Below are 17340 nucleotides of genomic sequence, written 5' to 3' on the forward strand. Positions count from 1 at the left end.
GGTGCTCCGTACGCACCGGGCCGCGGTTCGTACGGAGCACCGAAGCCCTCCTGCTCTCCCGGCCCGCCCTGCGACGGCGGCGGCTGCGACATCGGTGTGCTCCCCCTCGAACGTACGGTCCCTGCCGTCCCGTTCTACCACCCGCCGCACCGGCCTCCGTCAGGCGTCCTCGGCCAGCTCCAGCCAGCGCATCTCCAACTCGTCCCGCTCGGTGACGAGTTCGCGCAGTTCGGCGTCGAGCCCCGCGACCTTCTCGAAGTCGGTTGCGTTGTCCGCGATCTGCTTGTGCAGCGCGGTCTCGCGGGTGGAAAGCTTGTCGAGCTGCCGCTCGACCTTCTGCAGCTCCTTCTTCGCGGCGCGGGCCTCCTGCGCCGAGACGGCCGGGGCGGCGGCCGTCGCGGTGGACGTACGGGGCGCGGCAGCGGCGGAGGGGGTGGACTCCTCCTCCATCCTCCGCCGGCGCTCCAGGTACTCGTCGATCCCGCGCGGCAGCATGCGCAGGGCGCGGTCGCCGAGGAGAGCCATGACCCGGTCGGTGGTCCGCTCGATGAAGAACCGGTCGTGGGAGATCACGATCATCGACCCGGGCCAGCTGTCGAGGAGGTCCTCCAGCTGGGTCAGGGTCTCGATGTCGAGGTCGTTGGTGGGCTCGTCGAGGAAGAGGACGTTGGGCTCGTCCATCAGCAGCCGCAGGATCTGGAGCCGGCGGCGCTCACCGCCGGAGAGGTCGCCGACGGGCGTCCACTGCTTCTCCTTGGTGAAGCCGAACTGCTCGCAGAGCTGACCGGCGGTCATCTCGCGGCCCTTGCCGAGGTCGACCCGGTCGCGCACCTGCTGGACGGCTTCCAGGACCCGGAGGTTCGGGTTGAGCTCGGTGACCTCCTGGGAGAGGTAGGCGAGCTTGACGGTCTTGCCGACGACGACCTTCCCGGCGGCGGGCTGCTCGTCGCCCTGGGTGCGGGCGGCCTCGGCGAGCGCGCGCAGCAGCGAGGTCTTGCCCGCGCCGTTGACGCCGACCAGGCCGATGCGGTCGCCGGGGCCGAGCTGCCAGGTGAGGTGGGTGAGCAGGGTCTTGGGCCCGGCCTGGACGGTCACGTCCTCCAGGTCGAACACGGTCTTGCCGAGGCGGGCGTTGGCGAACTTCATCAGCTCGCTGGTGTCGCGCGGCGGCGGCACGTCGGCGATGAGTTCGTTGGCGGCCTCGATGCGGTAGCGCGGCTTGGAGGTGCGGGCGGGGGCGCCGCGGCGCAGCCAGGCCAGCTCCTTGCGCATGAGGTTCTGCCGCTTGGACTCCTCGGTGGCGGCGATGCGCTCCCGCTCGGCGCGGGCGAACACGTAGTCGCTGTAGCCGCCCTCGTACTCGTGGACGGTGCCGCGCTGGACGTCCCACATGCGGGTGCAGACCTGGTCGAGGAACCACCGGTCGTGGGTGACGCAGACGAGGGCGGAGCGCCGGGTCCGCAGGTGGCCGGCCAGCCAGGAGATGCCCTCGACGTCGAGGTGGTTGGTGGGCTCGTCGAGGACGATGAGGTCCTGCTCGTCGATGAGGAGCTTGGCCAGTGCGATACGGCGGCGCTCGCCGCCGGAGAGCGGGGCGATGACGGTGTCGAGCCCGTGCTCGAAGCCGGGGAGGGCCAGGCCGCCGAAGAGCCCGGTGAGCACGTCGCGGATCTTGGCGCTGCCCGCCCACTCGTGGTCGGCGAGATCGCCGATGACCTCCTGGCGGATGGTCTTCGTCGGGTCCAGGGAGTCGTGCTGGGTGAGGACGCCGAGACGCAGCCCGCCGTTGTGGGTGACGCGGCCGGTGTCCGCGTCCTCCAGCTTGGCGAGCATCCGGATGAGGGTGGTCTTGCCGTCGCCGTTGCGGCCCACGACACCGATCCGGTCGCCCTCGGACACCCCGAGGGATACACCGTCGAGCAGGGCACGGGTGCCGTACACCTTGCTGACCTGCTCGACATTGACCAGATTGACGGCCATTTCACTCCTGTCCAGGGGGTTGATCGACCTTTCCAGGGTACGGCGCGGGGGCGGGGGCGGGGTGCGCGGTCCCGCCAACGGGACAGCGCGGTACAGTTTTCTGTACGTACAGGATCACGTACATCCCCGGGAGGCGATCATGCGGACCATGACCTACACCGAGTCCCGCGCCAAATACGCCGAGACCCTGAGCGCGGTCGTGGACGACCGCGAGGAGGTGGTGGTCACGCGTGCCGGACATGAGCCGGTGGTGATAGTGGCACTCGATGAGTACGAGTCCCTGAAAGAGACGGCGTACCAGCTCCGGAGCCCGGAGAACGCGCGTCGGTTGCTGGCTTCGATCGACCGCCTGGAGAGCGGCGGCGGCACCGTACGGGAACTTGCCGAGTGAAGTTCGTGTGGGACCAGTCGTCGTGGGACGACTACGTCTGGTGGCAGAACCAGGATCGTAAGATCCTCAAGAGGATCAACACACTGCTCCAGGACATCGCCCGGAACGGCAACGAAGGAATGGGCAAGCCGGAACCGTTGAAGCACGGTTTTCACGGGTACTGGTCCCGCCGCATCACCGACGAGCACCGGCTCATCTACAAAGTGGTCGACGATGAGGTCCGTGTCGCCGCCTGCCGCTACCACTACGGTCACTGACCCCGGTCCCGCCTGCCCCCCGCCCGCTCCACCAGCAGCCAGCCGCCCAGGGTCATCGCGACTGCGGCCGGGGCGCTGACCGGGACCGCGATCAGCAGGGCCGTACGGCCGTCCAGCAGGCCGCCGAAGCCGACCATGGACAGGCCCAGCACGCCGAGCAGGCAGAGCGTCGCGCCGAGGGCCGCGAGGGGGCCCGCTCCCGTGGCCCCCGGCCTTCCCGGAGCCGTGGGGGCCGGGCGTTCGAAGGCGCGGAAGGCGGCGACGAGTCCGGCGGTGAGGGCCGCCGCGAGGGCGATCCGCAGCGGGACCTGGGCCCACCAGGCGGCCGACGCGGGCTCGGGCAGCGGGACGTCGAGGGCGAGCATCGCCCCGTACACCCCGAACATCGCCGTGAGGTGCCAGAGGAACGCGGTCATCGCCACCCCGTTGGCCGCCACCACCGTGCGCCAGACCCGGGGGCGCGCCAGCAGACGGGCGGCCGGGGCGCGGAGCAGCTCGACCGCGCCGACGAGCCAGAGGCCGTGGCAGAGCAGGGCGAGGGTGGGCGGGGCCATGTTGCTGACCTTCTCGCCGGGCATCCCGACCATGGACAGCGGGTACGGCCCGAACGCCACCAGCGCGCCCGCGGTGACCAGGCCCGCCCCGGCGAGGAGCGCGGGGCGGCGGACACGGCCGTCGGCGCGCAGGAAGCCGAGCTGGTGGACGGCCAGCCAGACGAACGCGAAGTTCAGGAACTCGACGTACGGGACCCCGGCCGCGAAGCGCAGCACGTCCACCGCGAGCGCCGCACCGGCCAGTCCGGCGAAGGCCCCCCAGCCGTACCGCTCGTGCAGCTTCAGCAGCGGCGGGGTGAACGCGACCATCGCCAGGTAGATCCCGATGAACCACAGCGGCTGGGTCACCATGCGCAGGGTGACGCCGGTCAGCCCGCCGCCCCCGCCGAGGAGTTGGACCAGCAGCGCCGCCGCGCCCCACACCAGGACGAAGACCGTGGTCGGGCGCAGCAGCCGCTGGAGCCGGGCCCGCAGGAACGCGGAGTAGACGGAGTCCGTGGAGGCCCCGGAGGCGGCCTCGGGTCGCTTGCGGAGCAGGGAGCGGTAGGACAGCGCGTGGGAGAAGCCGCCGACGAAGAAGAACACCGGCATGACCTGGAGCAGCCAGGTCAGCGGCTGGAGCGCCGGGACGACGGCGAGCAGGTTGCCCACCCCGTCCGGGGTGACGGCGGCCATCAGCCAGTGGCCGAGCACGACCGCGCCGAGCGAGGCGACCCGCAGGAGGTCGACGTAGCGGTCCCGGGTGGCGGGCGTCGCCCCGGCCAGTTCACGAACACTTGATCCCATGGACGTACGGTCGCGCGAGCCGGGCGGGGCGCGGCAGGGTGCGCGTACTCAACTGGGCGCCTGAGTAGCCGGGTCGGCGGCCGGATCGCGCCGGAATCGCCGTACTGCGGAGTAGACCTGGACAGGCCCGTCCTTGACCAGTAAAACAACCAAAAAGCTGCTCTTCGGGGGAGACGACGCAGGCCGCCGGGGGTTCGCAGCCCCGTGCGGCCCGTCGTCGCAGCTCGCGGGGCAGGGCAGGCACACCGGCCGCACCTCGGCATTCCGCCGTGGCGCCCGCCGTTCCCGAGAACCGGAGTACCAGCACCGTGCGGATTCCCCGCCACTTCGCCCCTGCCGTCCTGCTGGGCGTACTCGCCCTGGCCGGATGCGAGGGCGGCACAGAGACCGACGACAGCGCCCCGGCGACCACACCCACCGCCACGCCCACGGCTTCGGCCGGCCCCACGGCCTCTCCCACGGCCACCGCGACCGCCACGCCCGATCCGGTCGTGCCCGCCCTGCACGGGCGCACCTTTGAGCAGGCGGGGGCCGAGCTCACCCGCCAGGACATATCCGCCGCGCGCCTGACGGCCGCCGCCCAGCACAAGGACGTCACCCTCCCCCGGGACCACGACGGCTGGTACGTCTGCGACACCCGTCCCGGGCGCGGCACACGACTCGCCGCCGACGCCACGGTCACCGTGCGGCTCGCGAAGGACTACAGCGACTGCACGACCAGCTTCCACGGCTATCTGCACCAGAAGAACGACCCGGCCTACGTCCCGCCGAGGACGGCCGCCCCGAAGCCGACCGCGACGCGCGCTCCCGCCCCGGCCCCCACGAAGGCCCCCGCCAAGGCCCCGACGAAGCCCGCCGGCGGCTCGATGACGACCTGCTCCGACGGCAAGCAGGGCTACGCCTGCACGTCCAACGGACACCCCGTCGTCGACGGCCAGTTCTGCCCGAAGGCCGACCGCGGCCGCACGCTCATGGCCACCAACAGGACGATGGTCACCTGCTCCTACGACCCGAGCATCACGCCGTACCGCTGGCAGTGACGCACGGACGCACCGAGGCGCCCGGCGCCGGCGACACCGCCGGGCGCACGTTGCGGCAGGTCCCGGACGCCAGCAGCGCGTCCGCGACCTTCCGGCCCGTCTCCTCGTCCGCCACCAGGAACGCCGTCGTCGGCCCGGAGCCGGAGACCAGGGCGGCCAGGGCGCCTGCCTCCGTGCCCGCGGCCAGGGTCTTGGCGAGGGAGGGGCGCAGGGAGAGCGCGGCGGGCTGGAGGTCGTTGCTCAGGGCCTTCGCGAGTGCGCCGGGGTCGCCGGAGCGCAGGGCGGCGAGGAGGGCGGGGGACGCGGACGGCTCCGGGACCTCGGTGCCGGCCGTGAGGCGGTCGAACTCCCCGTACACCGCGGGCGTGGAGAGGCCGCCGTCCGCCACCGCGAAGACCCAGTGGAAGGTTCCGCCGACCTCGATCGCGGTCAGCTTCTCGCCACGTCCGGTGCCGAGCGCGGCCCCGCCGACCAGGCTGAACGGCACGTCGCTGCCCAGCTCCGCGCAGATGGCGAGCAGCTCGTCGCGGCTCGCGCCGGTCCCCCACAGGGCGTCGCAGGCGACGAGGGCGGCGGCCCCGTCGGCGCTGCCGCCCGCCATGCCGCCCGCGACCGGGATGTCCTTGGCGATGTGCAGGTGGACAGCGGGCTCGACGCCGTGCCGCTCGGCCAGCGCGAGGGCGGCGCGGGCGGCGAGGTTGGTGGTGTCCAGCGGGACCTGGGCGGCGTCCGGGCCCGAGCAGGTGATGCGCAGCTCGTCGGCGGGGACCGCGGTGACCTCGTCGTACAGACCGACGGCGAGGAAGACGTTGGCCAGGTCGTGGAAGCCGTCGGGGCGGGCGGCGCCCACGGCGAGCTGGACGTTGACCTTGGCGGGGACGCGGACGGTGACTGCCCTGCCCACGGGGTTCACCGGGCCACCTCCGGCTTGTTCTCCGCGATCGCCGCGAACTCCTCCACCGTCAGCGCCTCGCCGCGCGCCTGCGGCGAGATCCCGGCGGCGACCAGCGCCGCCTCGGCGGCGGGCGCGGAGCCGGCCCAGCCGGAGAGGGCGGCGCGCAGGGTCTTGCGGCGCTGGGCGAAGGCGGCGTCCACGACGGCGAAGACCTCGGCGCGGGACGCGGTGGTGGCGAGGGGCTCGGTGCGACGGACCAGGGAGACGAGCCCGGAGTCGACGTTCGGGGCGGGCCAGAAGACGGTGCGGCCGATGGACCCGGCGCGCTTGACCTCCGCGTACCAGTTGGCCTTCACCGACGGCACGCCGTAGACCTTGTTGCCGGGGCGGGCGGCCAGCCGGTCGGCGACCTCGGCCTGGACCATGACGAGGGTCCGCTCGATGCTGGGGAAGCGCTCCAGCATGGTCAGCAGGACGGGCACGGCCACGTTGTACGGGAGGTTCGCCACGAGCGCGGTCGGGGCCGGGCCGGGCAGCTCGGTGACCAGCATCGCGTCGGAGTGGACCAGGGCGAAGCGGTCGGCGCGCCCGGGCATCCGGGCCTGGACCGTGGCGGGCAGCGCGGCGGCGAGCACGTCGTCGATCTCGACCGCGACGACCCGGTCCGCCGCCTCCAGCAGCGCCAGGGTCAGCGAGCCGAGCCCGGGGCCGACCTCGACGACGGTGTCGTCCGGGCGGACCTCGGCCGTGCGCACGATACGGCGGACGGTGTTGGCGTCGATGACGAAGTTCTGACCGCGCTGCTTGGTGGGGCGTACGCCCAGCTTCGCGGCCAGGTCGCGGATGTCTGCGGGGCCCAGGAGGGCGTCGGGCTCTGTGCTGCTCACCCGGTAAGCCTACGGCCGCGGTGGGGCCACGGGCCCGCCCCCCGCTGCGCGTACGGCAGGAGGCCCGGCCGACGGTCAGAAATCGAACGCGCGCGCGGTGTTGTCGTAGATCGCGGCGGCCAGCACATCCTCGTCCAGGCCCTTCACCTCGGCCATGGCGCGGAGCGTGACCGGAATGAGGTAGGGCGCGTTGGGCCGCCCGCGGTACGGGGCGGGGGTGAGGAAAGGGGCGTCCGTCTCGACGAGGACCAGCTCGGCCGGGGCGACCGCCAGGGCGTCCCGCAGCGGCTGGGCGTTCTTGAAGGTCACGTTGCCCGCGAAGGACATGAAGTACCCGGCCCGCGCGCAGATCCGGGCCATGTCGGCGTCACCGGAGTAGCAGTGGAACACGGTCCGCTCGGGCGCGCCCGCGTCGAGCAGGACCCGCAGGACGTCCTCGTGCGCGTCGCGGTCGTGGATGACCAGCGCCTTGCCGTGCCGCTTGGCGATCTCGATGTGGGCCCGGAAGGACTCCTCCTGGGCGGCGACGCCCTCGGGTCCGGTGCGGAAGAAGTCCAGGCCCGTCTCGCCGACCCCGCGCACGTGGTCGAGGGCGGCCAGCGCGTCGATCTCCGCCAGCGCCTCGTCCAGCGCCGCCTTGCCGCCGGGCTCCCTCGCTCGCTGCCGCGCGGTGCCGTCGGTGCCCTCGACGTACCCGTGGACGATGCGCGGGGCCTCGTTGGGGTGCAGGGCGACCGAGGCGTGGACGGCGGGGTGGGCGGCCGCGGTGTCGGCGGCCCAGCGGGAGCCGGCCACGTCGCAGCCGACCTGGACGACGGCCGTCACGTTCACCGCGGCGGCCCGGGCGAGGGCCTCCTCGACGGTGGCGTCCTGCATGTCCAGGTGGGTGTGGGAGTCGGCGACCGGAACCCGGAGGGGCTCGGGCAGCGGCGGGGCTTCGGTACGGCTCATGCCGACGATCGTACGAGGGCCCCACCCTCGTACGACCGTCGGCTGCGGAAGCCACCCGGGTACGTCATCCGCGACGGACGGCCCACCCCCTCCGCGCCGGAAGGAGCACGTCGCCCGCGCCGGAAGGAGCACGTCGCCCGCGGTGGTGGGTCCGTGTCACCGGCGGTGGTGGGTCCGTGTCACCGGCGGTGGTGGGTCCGTGTCACCGGCGGTGGAAGGGGTGGAGCAGGTCGGACAGCCGCCGGTGCCGGGCCGGGGCGGCGGCGCTCGACACCGCCCGGTCCTCCGCGGCGGTCGCCTCGGCGCGCGGCGTCTGCTGCTTGCGCAGGAGCTCCTGGACGCCCGCGACCCGCCCCGCCCGCATGATCCGCACCACGTGTCCGCCGCAGTTCGTGCAGGTGGGCGTGGAGAGCGGGGACGGCACGCGCTCGCCGCCCGCCGTGTAGACGACGAAGGCGTGACCGTGGACGTCGACGTGGTGCTCTATCTCGTAGGACTGCTCCCAGCCGTACCCGCACTTCATGCAGGCGAAGGCATACGCCTCATGGACAGTGGTGGCTGCGATCTCGCTCATGCCTGCTCCTCTTGGCCGCGGGTCACGCGCTCCGGGGGCGGGCGGCCCGACCGAGGGTGTTCGAGCAGGTGGCCCGTCCCTTCCAGTGGACACCTGCACCCGTACGGACGCACCAGCTCAGGCCCGATGTTGGTGCGTTCTTGGCCTCCTTTGGCCGCCCTTTGCCGACGCATGGCGTCGGACTGGACCAACGGAGGACAACGCGTGACCGCCGGGCCACCGAGCGCCCCGAGCGCGCCGCCCGCCGACCGTGAACGCGCCCGCGCACCACCCCCGTCCGCCCCCTCCTCCTCCCTTGAATTCCCGGGCTTTTCCCCCACCCGCACCCCATGAATTCACCATTCAATTGAAAACGCGATTTCCCCGGATGCCGCACGCCGATTTGCGGCGCCCCCATTCCTCCTTTTCACTCATTACGTCCACCCCATTTCCCACAGGACGGGGAACAACCCATGTTCACCACGGACACCACTGCCACCGACATCGAGCTGGACCTCGACGCCGCCCTCAACCCGGGCGAGGTCGAAGGTCTGTACCGCGACTCCCGCGAGTGCGCCTATCTCGCGCTTCTCGCCGGCGGCGGGGCACTGCTGCTCTCGCCCCCGACCCCGCGCCCGAAGAAGGGCTAGTCGCCGGCACATGGACCAGACACATGCTTCGTCGCCCCTGGCGGGCGCCGTGCATGACCTGGCAACAGAGGTGGTCCTCGCTCTTCGGAGCGGGGACCACCTCGCCACGGTGTGCGGCGCGGCGGGAATCGACGAGGAGAATCGGACCGGAATCGCGGCGGCACGGGTCATCGGGGCCGACCTGCTGCTGCCCAGTGTTCTGTACGGACGTCATCCGCATCCGGGAGACGTCGCCGTACTCGACCGGGCGGTGCGGGAGTTCCCGCCCAAGCCCGACGCTCCGGCCGCCACGGCCTGGAGCCACTGGCACATGATCTCCACGCTCCAGCGGATGGCGCCCCCGGCCCCCGGCGCGTCCGGCGTACCCGGCGCGCCCGGGGCGTACGCGGAGCCCGACGCCGCCTGGCTGGAGGAGGCCCCCTGGCAGGCGTTCACCCACCAGCTCTCGGTCCTCGCGCCGCTCGCCGTCCCGGCCGCCCCCTCGGCCGTGCGGCGTGCCGCGGCGAACCGGGCGGTCGACCTGGCGCGCGGCTTCGTCCGCGCGGTCCGGCGACGCGACTGGCTCCAGGCGGCGGGCGCGGGCCGCTGGCTCGCGGCCATCGGCGGCGAACCGGCGACGCTGGGTCTGGAACGCGGCCTGGAGTTCGTCGAGCTGATGGGCGGCCACGACCCCCGGGTCACCCTCCACGTGCGGGCCGCCCGGCTGATGGCCGAGGCGAATCCACGGTGACCACGACCGCGACCGAGGGCCCCTCCCAGGACCGCCCGGCCGAGGGCCCGCGGGGATACCCGGGGCCCGGGGGCGCGGCCCACCGGGAGCACGCGGCCCCCGGCGCCGCGCTCGCCGTCCTCCCCGGCGTCCTGCGCGGAGCCCTCGCCTGGACCGACGCGCACCGGACGCACTTCACCCTCCCCGACGACGTCCTGGAACCCCACACCCAGGTCAACGCCACCCTGAAGCCGCTGGGTGAACTGGCCCAGCTCGGCTCCACGATCCGCCGCACCACCGCCCCCGGCACCCCGGAACACGAGCTGGCCGGGGACCTCGTCGCGTACGCCTGGGAGCAGGTGGCGGCGGGCGAGCTGCTCCTGGAGCTGCTGCGCGCCGAGCCGTTCGCCGCGTACCCGTACGAGATCTACGCCGCCTTCGCCGGGTACGGGCTGCGCCACGAGGGCTTCGAGGCCCTGGCCCGCCCGCTCACCGCGACCCGCGCCTGGGCCCACACCGAGCAGCACGCCAACCGGCAGCTGGGGCTGGTCAACTCCGAGCGGCGGGTCGGAGCGGTGCCCCACACCGACGCGGGCGCGGTCCTGTCCCGGACCTGGCTGGGCGGCCTGTCGGAGCCATGGATGTTCGAGGGCCCCTCCGGCTACGCGCTGACCCACACCGTCTTCCACCTCACGGACTGGGGGCGGATGCCCGACCGGGTCCCCGCGCGGCTCGACGGCTATCTGCGGACCTGGCTGCCCGCGTGGGCCGACGGCTGTCTGGAGAGCGGCCAGTGGGACCTCACCGGCGAACTGCTGGCGGTCGCCGCGTCCCTGCCCGGCCCGGCGCCGGAACCACTGCTGGACGCGGTCTGGCCGGTACTCGCGGACGTCCAGCACCCGAGCGGCTGCGTACCGGAGACGGGCCCGCCGGTGCCGGACACGACGGCGCCGGACCCGTACCCCTTCATCGACTGCTACCACTCCACGCTCGTGACGGCGTTCGCCGCGGCCCTGTCCCTGAGGCCGCCGCGCGGGGCCGGCGAGACCGTGCCCGGCCGGGAAAGGCGGACCGCATGAGCAGCGGCATCCAGCAGATCCACGACGTGGGGGCGAAGGCCCTGGGCTGGCTGTACGAACACCGGGAGGGGTTCCGGCTGGAGGCCGACCCGTCCCCGGAGGCGGGGATGCTGGACCGCTTCAAGCCGCTGGGCGAGCTGGCGCTGATCGGCAAGGTCATCTTCCGCGAGGGCGTGGCCGGCTCGCAGCAGTCCTCCCTGGCCCACAAGCTGCTGGACCACGCCTGGCACGAGCTGCTGGACTCCGGGGCCCGGCTGCTGGAGGGCCAGCGGCGCGAACCGCTCTCACCGGTGCCGCTGGAGGTCTACGTACCGTTCCGGGAGCTGGGCTACCGGCAGCCGGACCTGGAGTCCGCGATCCGGCTCAACCACCGGCTGGCCAGCTGGGCGGCGCTGGAGGTGCTGCCCGTGCGGCGGCTCGGCCTGAGCGCGATCGAGCGGCGCTTCGGGGTGGAGCCCAGCGTCCCGGAGACGGCGGCGCTGGCCCACACCTGGCTGGCGCGGCGGGCCGAGCCGTGGACGGTCGAGGGCCACATCGGCTACGACATCACGCACACGGTGTTCCACCTCACCGACTGGGGCGAGAAGCCCACCGGGCTGCCCGCCGACATCGCCGAGTACCTGGCGCTGTGGCTGCCGGTCTGGCTGGACGACTGGCTGGACCTGAAGCGCTGGGACCTGCTGGGCGAGCTGCTGGTGGTCGACGCGTGTCTCCCCGAACCGACGCTGGACCCGGCGGCCTGGCAGGGGTTCGCGCAGGCCCAGCAGCCGGACGGGGCGATGCCGGTGGTCGGCGGGATGCCGGAGGGGGACGAGGAGTCGGTGTTCGACCTCGTCTACCACCCGACGCTGGTCGCCGCGTTCGCCTCGGCGCTCGCGCTGTCCCGCGCCCTGTCCGACCTCAGCGCCGCACCGGCCCCGGCATGACCGACACGACGGTGGTCCGCGTGGGCGCCCCCGGCTCCCCGGCCGACGCGCGCCTCCTCGCCGAGGCGGCCGGCGCGGTCGACGCGCCGGACCTGGTGCTCGCGGTCAGCCGGGACGGGGTGCGCACCGTCCACACCGGCGGCGGCGCGGAACCGGGCCCGGTGGGCCGGGAGCGGCTGAGCTACGAGCTGGGCTCGGCGTCGAAGCCGTTCGCGGGGCTGTTGCTGGCCCGGCTGGTGGCGCAGGGCCGGGTGCGGTACGCGGACCGGGCGGCGGATCTGCTGGCCCCGGGCTTCCCGGTGCACCCGGCGGTGCGCCGGATCACCCTGCGCCATCTGCTCACCCACACCTCGGGGCTGCCGGGCCTGCCCGCCGACTTCTACCCGCAGGCGGTGCCCCGTTGGTCCACCGACCCGTACGGCGGCTACCCGGCCGACCGGGTGGTCCGGGCCTTCCTGCGGGCCCGCCCGCGCCACCGGCCCGGGACCCGCTGGCACTACTCGAACTTCGCCGTCTCGGTCCTCGGCCACACCCTGGCGGCGGCCACCGGCACGCCGTGGGAGGTCCTGCTGCACCAGCAGGTGCTGGCCCCGCTGGGCCTGGACGCGACCCGGGTGCGCCCGGGGCCGGAGGGCACCGACGCGGTCGGCCACCGCCGCGACGGGACGCCGGTGCCCGCGCTGGACACCGGGGGCTTCACGGCGGCGGGTGCGGTCCGGGCGACCCCGCTGGACCTGCTGACGTTCCTGGAGGCGCACGTGGGCGGGCCGGACCCCCGGGACCCGACACTGAGCGCCGCGCTCACCGACGTATGCCGCCCCCTGCTGCGGCGCGGCCTGCGGCACGCCCACACCCACACGCTCACGTGGTTCCACCATCCGTCCCCGTACGGCCCGGTCCTCTTCCACGCGGGGGCGACCCTGGGCCAGCAGGCGTTCCTGGGCTTCCGTCCGGACACGGGGCTCGCGGTGGCGGCGACGGCGACGCGGCGGGTGCACCGTGCGGACACGTTCGTCGCGACGGCGTACGGCCTGCTGACGGAAACGCCATAAGCGCTACGGCTTCGGCGGGGAGGCCTCCCCCGCGCTCTTCCCCGCGCTCTTCCCCGCGTCCTTCTCCGCGTTCTTGGCGGCCACCACCGCGTCGAAGACGTCCCGCTTGGGCAGCCCGGCGGCGGCGGCGACGGCGGCGATCGCCTCCTTGCGCCGCTCCCCCGCCTCCTCGCGCACCCGCACGCGCCGCACCAGCTCCTCGGCGTCCAGCCCCTCGTCGCCGGAGTCGGTGGCGCCCTCCACGACGACGGTGATCTCCCCGCGCACGCCGTCGGCGGCCCACTCGGCCAGCTCGCCGAGCGGACCGCGCTTGACCTCCTCGTACGTCTTGGTCAGCTCCCGGCACACGGCGGCGCGCCGCCCGTCGCCGAAGACCTCGGCCATCGCGGCGAGGGTGTCGTCGAGCCGGTGCGGGGCCTCGAAGTAGACCATCGTGCGGCGCTCGTCGGCGTTCTCGCGGAGCTTGGAGAGCCGTTCACCGGCCTTGCGGGGCAGAAACCCCTCGAAGCAGAACCGGTCCACGGGCAGTCCGGAGAGGGCGAGCGCGGTGAGCACGGCGCTGGGCCCGGGGACGGCGGTGACACGGATGTCCTTCTCCACGGCCGCGGCGACGAGCCGGTAGCCGGGGTCGGAGACGGACGGCATGCCCGCGTCCGTGACGAGCAGGACACGCGCGCCGCCGGTCAGGGCCTCGACGAGTTCCGGCGTACGGGCGGACTCGTTCCCCTCGAAGTAGGACACGACACGCCCCGAGGTGTGGATGCCGAGCGCCTGGGTGAGCCGGCGCAGCCGCCGGGTGTCCTCGGCGGCGACGACGTCGGCCCGCTCCAGTTCGGCGGCCAGGCGTGGCGGGGCGTCCGCCACGTCACCGATGGGGGTCCCTGCGAGCACGAGCGTTCCAGTCGTTCCAGTCACAACAGCCATCCTCGCAGCACGGGCAGCGCCCTTCGCACAGATGCGTTCCCTACGATGGCGCGGTGACGAGTACCGCACCCGAGACCCAGCGGGGCCAAGACGCCGGGGAACCGCTCGGCGAACAGCCGACCTCCTGGCAACGGCGGCTGCGCCGCTTCGGCCATGTTCCCCGGCCGGAGACCTCTCTCCGCGACCGGCTGGACCCGCCGTACACGCGGCCCGGACGGCAGGTGTGGTCGGTGCTCGCGATCCCGCCGCACGTGGCCGACCGGCTGGTGCGGTGGTCCGGCTGGGGCGGCCCGCTCCTGGTGACGCTGGTCGCCGGGCTGCTGCGCTTCTGGAAGCTGGACCAGCCGCACGCGGTGATATTCGACGAGACGTATTACGCGAAGGACGCCTGGGCGCTGGTCAACCAGGGGTACGAGGGGTCCTGGCCCAAGGACGTCGACAAGCAGATCCTGAACGACCCCTCCTCCGTCCCGATCCCGACCGACCCGGGCTATGTGGTGCACCCGCCGGTCGGCAAGTGGATCATCGGCTTCGGTGAGCAGCTGTTCGGCTTCACGCCGTTCGGCTGGCGCTTCATGGTGGCGGTGCTCGGCACGGTCTCCGTTCTCCTCCTCTGCCGGATCGGCCGGCGGCTGTTCCGCTCCACGTTCCTGGGCTGCCTGGCGGGCCTGCTGCTCGCGGTGGACGGGCTGCACTTCGTGATGAGCCGGACCGCGCTGCTCGACCTGATCGTCATGTTCTTCGTCCTGGCCGCGTTCGGCTGCCTGGTGGCCGACCGGGACCATGCCCGCCGCCGATGGGCCGACGCGCTGCCGGTGGACGCGGAGGAGGTCCTGCGCCCGGACGCGCGGATCGCGGAGACCCTGCGTTTGGGGTGGCGGCCGTGGCGGCTGGCGGCGGGCGTCATGCTGGGCCTGGCCTTCGCCACGAAGTGGAACGGCCTCTACGTGCTGGCCGCGTTCGGCCTGATGACGGTCCTGTGGGACGTCGGCGCGCGCCGCACGGCGGGTGCCGTGCACCCCTACCGGGCGGTGCTGCGCCGGGACCTGATCCCCGCCTTCTTCTCCACGGTGCCGGTCGCGATCGTCACGTACGTCGTCTCCTGGACCGGCTGGATCGTCACGGACAAGGGCTACTTCCGGAACTGGGCGGCCACCGAGGGCAAGGACTCCGCCTGGAGTTGGCTGCCGGACTGGCTGCGCAGCCTGTGGCACTACGAGAACCAGGTGTACGACTTCCACGTCGGCCTGACCTCGGGCCACACGTACGAGTCCAACCCGTGGAGCTGGCTCGTACTGGGCCGGCCCGTGTCGTACTTCTACGAGGACCAGACCGGCTGCAAGGAGTCGGCGACCGGCAAGTGCGCCAGCGAGGTCCTCGCCATCGGCACCCCGCTGCTGTGGTGGCTGGCGTGCTTCGCCCTCGCGTACGTGCTCTGGCGCTGGTTCTTCCGCCGCGACTGGCGGGCGGGCGCGATCGCCTGCGGTGTGGTGGCGGGCTGGCTGCCCTGGTTCTTCTACCAGGAACGGACGATCTTCCTCTTCTACGCGGTCGTGTTCGTCCCGTTCCTGTGTCTGGCCGTGACGATGATGCTGGGCGCGATCGTCGGCCCGGCGGCGGGCACGGGCACCCGGGCCGAACTGGGCCTCACCGCCCAGGACCCCGGCGGCGAACGCCGCCGCACGCTGGGGGCGATCGCGGTGGGCGTGCTGGTGCTCCTGATCGTCTGGAACTTCATCTACTTCCACCCGCTGTTCACGGGGACGTCGATCCCGGAGGACCTGTGGCGGGACCGGATGTGGCTGGACACGTGGGTGTAGGGGGCGCGGTTCGACCGGGGCAGGAAGCCGAAACGCGGGCGGGCCGCGACGACACATCGTCGCGGCCGTCAGAAGAAGTGCTTTCGCCCGCCCACAGCGCGGCCGGTCGCACCCAGGATCCACAGGATGGCACCCACCAGAATGAGAATGCCGCCGATGGTCGTCAGGAGCCCCACACCGACAAGCAGGCCGACGACCAGCAGAATAAGCCCAAGGATGATCATTTTCGTTTCCCATCGTCAAGACGGTTCAGACGCGTATGCGCCTGCGCTTCACAACGGCCTCAGTGCACCTCACCGGTACCGCCCGGTTCCGGATGTCCCAGAACCTCATTGCGAAAGTCCTGGTGCCCGGCAATTCGGCATTCATACATTGCTCAGCCGTCATCGCCGTCACGATCGCCGCTGTCGCGCCAGAAAAATCGCGGCCACCCCCGAAAGCAGCAGGAAGAGCACGGCGCCCCCGACATCGTCTTCACGGGCGACCACCCGCGCGTCGTCCGCCTGGTACCGGACGGTCATCACGGCTCCGACGGACCGTTTGCCGCCTCCGCTGCCCACCGGAAGGTCCGCCACCACGGTCTGCCCACCGGCCTCGAACTTCACCTCGCACTGACCCGCCATGCACGCACCACTGGTGTGCAGGGTCGCCCGAGCCCGCTCACCGTCCTGGAGGGAGCGCAGGTGCTGAGCCGCGGAAACATCACCAATCCCGACAGTGCGCCCAGCAACAGGGCGAGGGCCAGTGACATCAGCAGGGACGCGCGGAGCGTCTTCGAGCTGGGGACGGCGTCGGCGGGCTCGACCTCGGCGGCGGGAACGCGCAGATCGACGTGGAGCCCGGCGTCGTCGACGGCGGCCCGGGATCAGTCGCCCCCGCAGCCGACTCCGCAGCTCGACCCGCACGTGGAGCCGCAGCCGCCGCCCCCGTTGTACCGGGTGTCGGAGCCGCGCCCGCTCGACCCGCGCGACGAGCGGGGCGGCGGGTTCTTGCGGCGCTCCTCCGCCTCGCGCTCCGCCCGCCGGTAGCGCTCCGCCCGCTCCCGGCCCTCGCGCAACCGCTCCTGCTGCCGGGCGGCGCCGTCCGCAGGTTCCCACGGGCCCAGCCCGTGGCGGCGGTCCGGGCGGAGCGGGACCGCGGTCACGGTCGCGTACATCCGCCCCAGCTCCTGGTGGCGGTGGTACTCGGCGCAGGCGTATTCGAGGACGGCCTCGTCGCCCTCCGCGAGGGTGCCGTACAGGACCGCTTCGAAGGGCTCGTGCTGCGGATCGATGTCGTGGTGCCCGTTCCCCACCCCGTACGCCGAGCCGCTGCCCAGGAGCCGCGTCCGTTCGCGGGTGTCGCCCTTGCGGGGGGTGTACGTGATCAGGGGGGCCGCGGAGCGGGTGCGGGCGTCCGCGCACACCCAGTGGCGTCCGTCCGCACCCGCGCGCACGCCCACGATCAGGGCCGGCTGGGCCTCCCGGTGCAGCCGTCGGGCCGCCAGGTGGGCGAGCTGACCCCGGCCGTAGACGGACGTCCCGGCCACGAGGAGCACCAGGGCGATGCGCTGCTGCCCGACGGCGTCGTAGGCGACACCGGAGGCGGACGGTTCCCCGAACAGGCCCTCGATGAGGACGCAGGCGGCGACCAGGCAGAGGGCCAGCCCGAGGTAGACCTGCTGGTGGCCTCGGCGCCCGTCCGATTCCGGGGTGCCCTCGGGCAGCGGGAAGCGGCGTTCTCCCGCGGCGGCCAGCGCCAGGGCCCGCTGCCGACGCCGGGCCCGCAGCCGGAGGCAGCTTCCCGTGAACGCGACGGCGCAGGCGGCGAGGACCACCAGCCATCCGGCCCTCGCCGGGCCGTCCACGTCGCCGGGCCGGGCCAGGGCCTGTCTCTTATACACATCT

General features: G+C 73.2%; 19 protein-coding genes. 9 read left to right on the forward strand and 10 right to left on the reverse strand.

The features are described 5' to 3' along the window. Nucleotides 1-159 precede the first annotated feature (159 nt). Entirely contained in the window at nucleotides 160-1980 is a 1821-nt protein-coding gene (locus CR470_RS25355) for an ABC-F family ATP-binding cassette domain-containing protein (protein ID WP_097869850.1), read from the reverse strand. A gap of 139 nt (nucleotides 1981-2119) precedes the next feature. Between CR470_RS25355 and CR470_RS25360 the strand changes: the two genes are divergently transcribed. Together CR470_RS25360 and CR470_RS25365 are read left to right on the forward strand one after the other, a co-directional pair. After that, nucleotides 2120-2371, forward strand: coding sequence for a type II toxin-antitoxin system Phd/YefM family antitoxin (locus tag CR470_RS25360; RefSeq protein ID WP_097869851.1), 252 nt, complete (start codon nucleotides 2120-2122; stop codon nucleotides 2369-2371). Beyond that, nucleotides 2368-2628 (forward strand): Txe/YoeB family addiction module toxin, encoded by a 261-nt coding sequence (locus CR470_RS25365; RefSeq protein WP_097869852.1) that lies wholly within the window; start codon nucleotides 2368-2370, stop codon nucleotides 2626-2628. The genes CR470_RS25360 and CR470_RS25365 overlap by 4 nt, the downstream gene beginning before the upstream one ends. On the opposite strand, the gene CR470_RS25370 is transcribed toward CR470_RS25365, so the two are convergent. Further along, the gene (locus tag CR470_RS25370; RefSeq protein WP_097869853.1) at nucleotides 2622-3968 is read right to left on the reverse strand and encodes an acyltransferase family protein; all 1347 of its coding nucleotides are present in this window, start codon (nucleotides 3966-3968) and stop codon (nucleotides 2622-2624) included. The genes CR470_RS25365 and CR470_RS25370 overlap by 7 nt on opposite strands. Before the next feature lie 308 nt (nucleotides 3969-4276). On the opposite strand from CR470_RS25370, the gene CR470_RS25375 reads away from it, so the two are divergent. Next, nucleotides 4277-5008 (forward strand): hypothetical protein, encoded by a 732-nt coding sequence (locus tag CR470_RS25375; protein ID WP_097869854.1) that lies wholly within the window; start codon nucleotides 4277-4279, stop codon nucleotides 5006-5008. On the opposite strand, the gene CR470_RS25380 is transcribed toward CR470_RS25375, so the two are convergent. The 4 genes from CR470_RS25380 to CR470_RS25395 all read right to left on the reverse strand — a co-directional run bounded on the left by CR470_RS25380 (nucleotide 4986) and on the right by CR470_RS25395 (nucleotide 8315). Beyond that, nucleotides 4986-5912: a 4-(cytidine 5'-diphospho)-2-C-methyl-D-erythritol kinase gene (locus CR470_RS25380; protein ID WP_097869865.1), complete on the reverse strand. Its 927-nt coding sequence runs from the start codon at nucleotides 5910-5912 to the stop codon at nucleotides 4986-4988. The two genes, CR470_RS25375 and CR470_RS25380, sit on opposite strands and share 23 nt — an antisense overlap. Nucleotides 5913-5917: 5 nt before the next feature. Next, a complete protein-coding gene (rsmA, locus tag CR470_RS25385; protein WP_097869855.1) occupies nucleotides 5918-6790 on the reverse strand; it encodes a 16S rRNA (adenine(1518)-N(6)/adenine(1519)-N(6))-dimethyltransferase RsmA in 873 nt (290 codons plus the stop codon). Nucleotides 6791-6865: 75 nt separating this feature from the next. Then, on the reverse strand, nucleotides 6866-7741 hold the full coding sequence (locus tag CR470_RS25390) for a TatD family hydrolase (protein WP_097869856.1): 876 nt from the start codon (nucleotides 7739-7741) through the stop codon (nucleotides 6866-6868). A 202-nt stretch (nucleotides 7742-7943) separates the two neighbouring features. Beyond that, on the reverse strand, nucleotides 7944-8315 hold the full coding sequence (locus CR470_RS25395) for a hypothetical protein (RefSeq protein WP_097869857.1): 372 nt from the start codon (nucleotides 8313-8315) through the stop codon (nucleotides 7944-7946). Nucleotides 8316-8767: 452 nt separating this feature from the next. Between CR470_RS25395 and CR470_RS39735 the strand changes: the two genes are divergently transcribed. From CR470_RS39735 to CR470_RS25420, 5 genes are read left to right on the forward strand one after another with little or no spacing between them, the layout of a single operon-like run. Next, nucleotides 8768-8944, forward strand: a complete 177-nt coding sequence (locus CR470_RS39735) for a hypothetical protein (RefSeq protein ID WP_007455151.1) — start codon at nucleotides 8768-8770, stop codon at nucleotides 8942-8944. A gap of 10 nt (nucleotides 8945-8954) precedes the next feature. Then, the gene (locus CR470_RS25405; RefSeq protein ID WP_097869858.1) at nucleotides 8955-9674 is read left to right on the forward strand and encodes a hypothetical protein; all 720 of its coding nucleotides are present in this window, start codon (nucleotides 8955-8957) and stop codon (nucleotides 9672-9674) included. After that, complete coding sequence (locus CR470_RS25410; RefSeq protein WP_097869859.1) at nucleotides 9671-10732, forward strand: DUF6895 family protein; 1062 nt, start codon at nucleotides 9671-9673, stop codon at nucleotides 10730-10732. The genes CR470_RS25405 and CR470_RS25410 overlap by 4 nt, the downstream gene beginning before the upstream one ends. After that, nucleotides 10729-11658, forward strand: a complete 930-nt coding sequence (locus CR470_RS25415) for a DUF6895 family protein (RefSeq protein WP_097869860.1) — start codon at nucleotides 10729-10731, stop codon at nucleotides 11656-11658. The genes CR470_RS25410 and CR470_RS25415 overlap by 4 nt, the downstream gene beginning before the upstream one ends. Continuing rightward, a complete protein-coding gene (locus CR470_RS25420; RefSeq protein WP_097869861.1) occupies nucleotides 11655-12710 on the forward strand; it encodes a serine hydrolase domain-containing protein in 1056 nt (351 codons plus the stop codon). Before CR470_RS25415 ends, CR470_RS25420 begins: the two co-directional genes overlap by 4 nt. Nucleotides 12711-12713: 3 nt before the next feature. On the opposite strand, the gene rsmI is transcribed toward CR470_RS25420, so the two are convergent. Next, on the reverse strand, nucleotides 12714-13634 hold the full coding sequence (gene rsmI / locus CR470_RS25425; RefSeq protein WP_218923781.1) for a 16S rRNA (cytidine(1402)-2'-O)-methyltransferase: 921 nt from the start codon (nucleotides 13632-13634) through the stop codon (nucleotides 12714-12716). A gap of 53 nt (nucleotides 13635-13687) precedes the next feature. Between rsmI and CR470_RS25430 the strand changes: the two genes are divergently transcribed. Then, a complete protein-coding gene (locus CR470_RS25430) occupies nucleotides 13688-15454 on the forward strand; it encodes a dolichyl-phosphate-mannose--protein mannosyltransferase (protein ID WP_097869863.1) in 1767 nt (588 codons plus the stop codon). A gap of 68 nt (nucleotides 15455-15522) precedes the next feature. Here the strand turns inward: CR470_RS25430 and CR470_RS25435 are convergent, their stop codons facing one another. From CR470_RS25435 to CR470_RS25445, 3 genes are all read right to left on the reverse strand, one after another. Continuing rightward, entirely contained in the window at nucleotides 15523-15678 is a 156-nt protein-coding gene (locus CR470_RS25435; protein ID WP_097869864.1) for a hypothetical protein, read from the reverse strand. 168 nt (nucleotides 15679-15846) lie between these two features. After that, complete coding sequence (locus tag CR470_RS40750) at nucleotides 15847-16077, reverse strand: hypothetical protein (RefSeq protein ID WP_257138915.1); 231 nt, start codon at nucleotides 16075-16077, stop codon at nucleotides 15847-15849. 242 nt (nucleotides 16078-16319) lie between these two features. Next, nucleotides 16320-17340 (reverse strand): hypothetical protein (locus tag CR470_RS25445; RefSeq protein ID WP_097869866.1); only part of this gene is annotated, 1021 nt, incomplete at its 5' end.

The organism is Streptomyces sp. rh34, assembly GCF_002551245.1.
GTDB lineage: Bacteria > Actinomycetota > Actinomycetes > Streptomycetales > Streptomycetaceae > Streptomyces.